The following is a 6,539-nucleotide window of genomic DNA, read 5'->3' on the forward strand; positions in this document are numbered from 1 at the left end:
TACCTGGACGCATTGGTGGGTCACGACGGCAACTCGGTACCCATCGATCCTCGGGCAGTCCGGTACGAGGCGGGGCTGAAGACGGCGTTCTCCGGAAAGCATCTGCGCCGCAGCCTGTCCGGTGGTCCCCAGTTCCGGCTGATCCGGGCCGTTCGCGACTGCACCTTCTCGATCGACGGCGAAAACGTGACAGCCGACTACCTCCTGGACGCCGGCCTCTTCGGACGCACTCTCGTCACCGTCCGGGTGATCGAGACGTTCCGCATTCCGCACGACGATCTGCGCATCCACCGCATCGACGCGAAGATCACGCGGCCGTAGAACTCGGGCCGCGCCGGAGATCGTCGACTAACTCGGCCTGTCGTGCGCGGCGGGAATCGATCCCAGCCGACCGGCCTGAAAATCGTCGAATGCCTGGAGCACTTCGGCTTTGGTGTTCATGACGAACGGTCCGGCCATGGCGATGGGTTCGCGGATCGGCTTGCCGCCGAGCAGGAACACCTCGAGCGACTCAGTCCTCGAGTCCTGGGTGTCCGCGGCGGCGATGGTGACGGTGTCGCCGCGTCCGTACACGGCGGTCTGCCCCATGTGCACGGGCCTGCGCTCCGAACCCACCAGGCCCTGTCCTGCGAGAACGTACGCCACCGCGTTGAACTCCGGGTTCCACGGAAGGGTCAGGGTCGCGCCGGGCGCGATGGTGGCATGCACCAGGCTGATCGGGGTGTACGTCGAACCCGGTCCGTGGTGTCCGTCCACCTCGCCGGCGATCACCCGAACGAGTGCACCGCCGTCGGGGGAGGAGAGCAGCGCCACCTTCCGTCCTGTGATGTCCTGGTAGCGCGGCGCCGCCATCTTGTTGTCCCGGGGCAGGTTCACCCACAGTTGGACGCCGTGGAACAGTCCGCCGCTCGTCACGAGGTGCTCGGGCGGCGACTCGATGTGCAGGATCCCTCCGCCTGCGGTCATCCACTGGGTGTCGCCGCCGCCGATGGTGCCGCCGCCACCGTTGGAATCCTGATGTTCCAGGATCCCGTCGATCATGTAGGTGACGGTCTCGAATCCCCGATGCGGATGCCAGGGCGTGCCCTTGGGTTCGCCGGGTGCGTAGTTCACCTCGCCCATCTGGTCCATGTGGATGAACGGGTCCAGTGCCGACAGATCGACTCCGGCGAAGGCCCGGCGCACGGGAAAGCCCTCGCCCTCGTATCCGACGGGGGCGGTGGTCAGCGAGCGGATCGGGCGGTCGACGGCGCCGGGAGCGGGTGCGTCGATACGCGGCAGGGTAAGGATGTTGTCGACCGTCACGGCAGGCATGGGGTGTCTCCTCGCACTCGGGGTAATTGACTCTTCAACTACTGTACGAGTGCAACGTCACCCCGTGCGCAGGTATTCCGCCGACTGGTGGAATTACAGCTAGTTGAGGACGCTCTCGTGATCCGGGCAGTACCGGGTGATGGCCCCGATGATGTAGTAGTAGACGCCGTCCTCGGTCAGCGTGGACGCCCACTGCTCACGCACCGTGTCGAGCGATTTGCCCGCGTCGAGCGCCGTGCAGATCTCGCCGGCCTGGTGCACCGCAGTCTCCCCGTCGGCGACAGGCAGATTCATCGACTTCAGGTACGCCAGGTAGTCGGCGGCCGTGTCGGGATCGTCCGCGACGGCGAAGACGCGACTTCCGGGCGCGGATGCGGCGGTGGTTCGAACCTCGGCGGATTCGGCCGCGGCGGCCGGGGTCGTCTCCGGGGAGGACTTCTCGGCGTCACCGCCGCATGCAGTCAGGACTGCGGCTGAGCAGACGGTGAGGGCGGTCAGGGCGAGGGTGCGGCGGCGCATGGGGTGTGGAGTTCCTTTCGGGGCTGGACGGCGACGATCGTAACCCGGTCGGGTGACCGCAACGGCCATCATGGCGTCTGGCAATCGACTGTCCCGTGCCATCGGCGGCGGGTAGTGTTGCCTTTTCCAGCAGAAGATTTGTGAGGAGGTGAGACCCGTGTTCGTCGGTTCAGAAAGGGTGCTCCCGCCCCGCGATCGTGCGGTCCAACCGTCGTGACGTGAGCGAGGGAGCGCCTATGGGCAATCCGAAAGGCTCTCTCATGTCAGTTGCGTCGTCCTCTTCTTCTTCCGCACCTTCTTCCGCACCTTCTTCCGCGGTCTGCTCCGAACAGATGGTGGTCTCCCGGCTTCGCGCCGCCGGTTGTGTCTTCGCCGAGGAGGAGGCCCGGTTGATCGTCTCGACCGCTCGGACACGGGGTGAACTCGTCTCCATGGTCGACCGCCGCGTTGCCGGCCTGCCCCTCGAGCACGTTCTCGGCTGGGCGGAGTTCTGTGGAATGGCGGTGCAGGTCGACCCGGGGGTGTTCGTGCCACGGCGCCGCACGGAGTTCCTTGCCGAACGTGCCGTTGCTCTCGTGCGTCCGGGCGCCGTCGTCGTCGATCTGTGCTGCGGCTCGGGTGCGGTGGGTATGGCGATCGGGTCAGCGGTCGACGGTCTCGAGTTGTACGCCGCGGACATCGAGCATGCAGCCGTGGTGTGTGCCCGCCGCAACCTCGGTGACAGTGGCCGGGTGTTCGAGGGAGATCTCTATGAACCCCTACCCGTCGAGCTCCGGGGTCGCGTGGACGTCCTCGTCGCCAATGCCCCGTACGTACCCACGGAGGTGATCAGGCTCCTGCCGCCGGAGGCCCGGCTCCACGAGCCGCTGGTCTCGCTCGACGGCGGTGCAGACGGGCTCGAGGTTCAGCGCCGGGTCATCGCTGGGGCGGCGCAGTGGCTGGCACCGGGCGGTCACCTGCTGATCGAGACCAGTGAAGGTCAGGTCCCGCAGACCGCCGAAGCCTTCGTTCGCGGCGGTTTGTCCACGCGCGTGGTCGATTCCGAGGAATTGGGCGCCCACGTCGTGATCGGGACAGGTGCGGTGACGAGTGACGGGTGACGGCGCAGGCTTCTGAGACATGATTCAGAGCCGCGTGCGTGGGGAACACATGACGCATGGCCACGCATCGAGTGATAAATCGCCAGGGTGAAGTAGTGGACACGAAGGACATCGAGAGCGCCGAGGACGCTCATGCGTGGTTCGTCGATGCGCGAGCCGACAACACCGAGGGCGCCTCCGCACAGTAGAGAGACTGAAACAGTGCTCAACAGCAGCCCCCGAAAGAGCAGCCCCCGAAAGGTGGGGGTCGAGGAGGAATTTCACCTCATCGACATCAAGACCCGGCGTCTCACCACTCGGGCGCCGGAACTGCTCTCGCGGTTACCGGACTCCGCGTACGTCGACGAACTGCAGCGGTGCGTCGTCGAGATCAACAGCGGCGTGTACACCGACCTCGAAAACCTGCGTTCGGATCTGAACCGGCATCGGCGTGTGCTGGTCGAGGCGGCCGAGGTACTCGGAATCGGTGTGGCAGCGGCGGGGGCGGTGCCGCTGGCCCTGCCCGCAGAGATGCAGGTGACGGGTTCTCCCCGGTTCCGGCGCATGCTGGCCGACTATCAGGTGCTGGCGCGGGAGCAGCTGATCTGTGGCACGCAGGTTCACGTGGACCTACCCGATCGGGACGAGGCCGTGCGAGTGGCTGTTCGGCTCGCCCCGTACCTGCCTGTGCTGCTTGCACTCAGTGCGAGTTCGCCGTTCCGGGAGGACGGTTCGGACACCGGCTATGCGAGCGGGAGAACGTTGCTGTGGTTGCGCTGGCCCACCGCCGGGCCGGCACCGCCGGTCTCGTCGGCCGCCGAGTACGACGCGATGGTCGCCGATCTCATATCGAGTGGAGTGATCGGCGACCCGGGCATGGTCTATTTCGATGTCCGTCCGTCGGCGAAGCTTCCGACTCTGGAATTGCGCGTGTGCGACAGCTGTCCGTGCCTGGACACGGTTGTGCTGATCGCCGGCTTGTTCCGGGCGCTCGTGGAGCGGGAGGTGACTGCACTGCAGGCCGGAGAACCCGGCCTCACGGTGGCCGGGGCGCTGACCCGTGCGGCGTTGTGGCGTGCGGCGCGCTCGGGTCTGGAGGAAGACCTCATCGACGTGACGGTCGCCGCGCCGCGCCCTGCCGGTGAGATGGTCGAGGGCCTGGTGTCCTCGCTGCGTCCACAGCTCGAGGAGTCCGGTGACTGGGACACCGTGACGGATCTCTGTGCCCTGGCGCTGGCACGCGGCAGTTCGGCGGCGCGCCAGCGCCGGGCGCTGGGCCGCCGCGGGCGGTTGACCGACGTGGTGGATCAGCTGCTGGCCGAGACAGCCGGCCGCGAGACGCAGACCGCCGCCGCCGGCACTTCCCGAGCGGAGCAGCCGGTGCCGGAACCGCCTGCTCCCCAGGTGAGAAGTCTGCCGCACCACCGGCCACGGACCGCCAGGCGGGTTCCGCCCCAGCCGCCCTGGACCGGCGCTCCGCGATTCGGGGAGAGGCAACTCGTCATGTGGCGGCGAGACCTGCACGCCCACCCCGAGCTGTCGTTCGAGGAACGACGCACCACCGGTGTGGTGCGTGATCATCTGACGGCGCTCGGCCTCGATCCCGTGATGTTGCCCGGCGGTACGGGGCTGTGGTGCGATCTGGGCCCCCGGGCAGGCGAGTGCATCGCGCTGCGGGCCGATCTCGACGCACTGCCGGTGACCGAGGCGACCGGACTCGACTTCGCGTCGACCGTGCCAGGCGTGTCACACGCGTGTGGTCACGATGCCCACACCGCGATGCTCATGGGCGCGGCCTCCGTACTCGTCGCGAACCCGCCCCGGACGCGTGTGCGGTTGATCTTCCAGCCGGCGGAGGAGACCACGCCCGGCGGAGCGGTCGACACCATAGCCGCCGGCGCTGTCGACGGCGTGTCGAAGATCTTTGCGCTGCACTGTGACCCGGGACTAGAGGTGGGAAGTCTCGCCACCCGGAGCGGGCCGATCACCTCGTCGAATGCGGCGGTCAGTGTGCGCCTGTGGTCGGCAGGCGGCCACACGGCGCGCCCCCATCTGACCGGCGACCTCATTCACGCGGGCGCGGTGCTCGTCACCGGTCTGGCTTCGGTGCTCGACCGGCGTATCGATGCCCGCACCGCAACGGTCCTGACGTGGGGCAAGGTGGCTGCCGGGCAGGTCGGGAACTCGGTGCCGGAGTCGGGGGAACTGGTGGGCACCCTGCGCAGCGCGTCCCGCGACACGTGGGCCGCTCTCGAGCCGCTCGTCACGAAGGCAGTAGGGGATCTCCTCGCGCCCTATCTGGTGCGCTACGAACTGTCCTATCACCAGGGTGTGCCGCCGGTGGTCAACGACCCGGACTGCGCCACCGACCTGCGGGACGCCATCGAATCCGTCGTCGGATTCGAGCATCTGGGGGAGGCTGGACAGTCGAGCGGCGGAGAGGACTTCGCCTGGTACCTCGAACGGGTGCCGGGTGCGATGGCCCGGCTCGGAGTGTGGGACGGAAGCAGCCCTCGTCATGAACTCCATCAACCCGGTTTCACGCTCGACGAACGCGCCATGATGCTCGGCGTACGTACCCTCGTCGCGCTCACCGGTCTCGACGACGATTCATGAACCCATCTGGGGCGGGAACGGCGGCGTCGGTTCGGGCGGCGTGGGCACCGGCGGAGGTCCGGGCTCGGGCGGCGGCGGCTCGGGTCCGGGCTCGGGTGGATACGGGTGCGGCGGCGCCGGTGTCGGCGGCACGGGTGGTGGCTGCGGCACCGGAGGTACGGGTGGTGGCGCCGGGGGTGGCATGGGGGGCGGCGACGGGGGCAGGGGCTCGGGTCGTGTGGGGTCCGGCTTCGGGGTCGGATTCTCCACCTCGCCGTGATCATCGGTCATCGTGTTCCCGCCCTTCATTTGCCTTCCCGGGGGTACCCATACCCGACTTACCACAATCCCGCGTACCAAGTTTTGGGATCGGGAACAAAACGGGCAAGTGGCACGTTGTCATGCAATCGTGGCCCGCAAAGAGCGGAAACACGGCAGGGGAACCTGAGCCTAAGGGAGGAAGTCATGGCAACCGACTACGACGCACCACGGGTTACCGTCGACGACGAACTCGCCGCGGACTCGCTCGAAGAATTGAAGGCACGAAGGAGCGACGCACAGTCGTCCGTCGTCGATGTCGAGGAGACCGACACCGCCGAGTCGTTCGAACTGCCGGGTGCCGACCTCTCCGGTGAGGAACTCACCGTTCGGGTGTTGCCGAAGCAGGCAGACGAGTTCACGTGCAGCAGTTGCTTCCTGGTCCATCATCGATCCCGTCTCGCGAGCAACGAGAACGGGCAGATGATTTGCCGGGACTGCATCTGACGGATCCGGTCATTTCTGTGCTCGGTCGAGGCGGATCGTGCGGGACGGCTGTTCGCTGCCGTTCCGCAACATCTAGCCGCCGGTGCCGGGGCCGGTGCCGTTGTCGGTGAAGACGTCGGGAATGCCGTCTCCGTCCGCGTCGATCAACTCCTCCTCGGAGATTCGCCGGTAGGCGCGATTGCGGATGCGCAGGACGAACGAGGCGACGACGGCTGCGACGACGGACCCGGTGAGCACACCGATCTTCACGTGGTCGACGCGCGGACC

The 6,539-nt window shown here is 67.5% G+C and carries 6 protein-coding genes and 1 pseudogene; 4 read left to right on the forward strand and 3 right to left on the reverse strand.

Annotation, left to right across the window (positions count from 1 at the left end):
• On the forward strand, positions 1-321 hold a 321-nt coding region (locus WAW17_RS05965; protein ID WP_422332086.1), incomplete at its 5' end, for a hypothetical protein.
• Positions 322-348: 27 nt separating this feature from the next.
• On the opposite strand, the gene WAW17_RS05970 is transcribed toward WAW17_RS05965, so the two are convergent.
• Together WAW17_RS05970 and WAW17_RS05975 are read right to left on the reverse strand one after the other, a co-directional pair.
• Positions 349-1,314: a pirin family protein gene (locus WAW17_RS05970; RefSeq protein WP_422332087.1), complete on the reverse strand. Its 966-nt coding sequence runs from the start codon at positions 1,312-1,314 to the stop codon at positions 349-351.
• Between the two features lie 99 nt (positions 1,315-1,413).
• Positions 1,414-1,833 carry a DUF732 domain-containing protein gene (locus WAW17_RS05975; RefSeq protein WP_422332088.1) on the reverse strand — a complete coding sequence of 140 codons (420 nt, stop codon included), beginning with the start codon at positions 1,831-1,833 and terminating at the stop codon, positions 1,414-1,416.
• Positions 1,834-2,165: 332 nt separating this feature from the next.
• Between WAW17_RS05975 and WAW17_RS05980 the strand changes: the two genes are divergently transcribed.
• From WAW17_RS05980 to WAW17_RS05990, 3 genes are all read left to right on the forward strand, one after another.
• Complete coding sequence (locus WAW17_RS05980; RefSeq protein ID WP_422332089.1) at positions 2,166-2,933, forward strand: putative protein N(5)-glutamine methyltransferase; 768 nt, start codon at positions 2,166-2,168, stop codon at positions 2,931-2,933.
• A 201-nt stretch (positions 2,934-3,134) separates the two neighbouring features.
• On the forward strand, positions 3,135-5,528 hold the full coding sequence (locus WAW17_RS05985; RefSeq protein WP_422332090.1) for a glutamate--cysteine ligase: 2,394 nt from the start codon (positions 3,135-3,137) through the stop codon (positions 5,526-5,528).
• Positions 5,529-5,972: 444 nt separating this feature from the next.
• The gene (locus WAW17_RS05990) at positions 5,973-6,272 is read left to right on the forward strand and encodes a DUF4193 domain-containing protein (RefSeq protein WP_422332091.1); all 300 of its coding nucleotides are present in this window, start codon (positions 5,973-5,975) and stop codon (positions 6,270-6,272) included.
• Positions 6,273-6,344: 72 nt separating this feature from the next.
• Here WAW17_RS05990 and WAW17_RS05995 read toward each other — a convergent pair.
• Positions 6,345-6,539, reverse strand: a pseudogene (locus WAW17_RS05995) (hypothetical protein); the annotation flags it as partial.

This window comes from Rhodococcus sp. (in: high G+C Gram-positive bacteria), from assembly GCF_049286785.1.
Taxonomy (GTDB): Bacteria; Actinomycetota; Actinomycetes; order Mycobacteriales; family Mycobacteriaceae; genus Rhodococcus_F.

Bases quoted from the DNA above. Each gene is read 5' to 3' on its own strand.
- WAW17_RS05975 (WP_422332088.1), bottom strand. From the start codon at position 1,833: ATGCGCCGCCGCACCCTCGCCCTGACCGCCCTCACCGTCTGCTCAGCC.
- WAW17_RS05990 (WP_422332091.1), top strand. From the start codon at position 5,973: ATGGCAACCGACTACGACGCACCACGGGTTACCGTCGACGACGAACTC.
- WAW17_RS05980 (WP_422332089.1), top strand. From the start codon at position 2,166: ATGGTGGTCTCCCGGCTTCGCGCCGCCGGTTGTGTCTTCGCCGAGGAG.
- WAW17_RS05970 (WP_422332087.1), bottom strand. From the start codon at position 1,314: ATGCCTGCCGTGACGGTCGACAACATCCTTACCCTGCCGCGTATCGAC.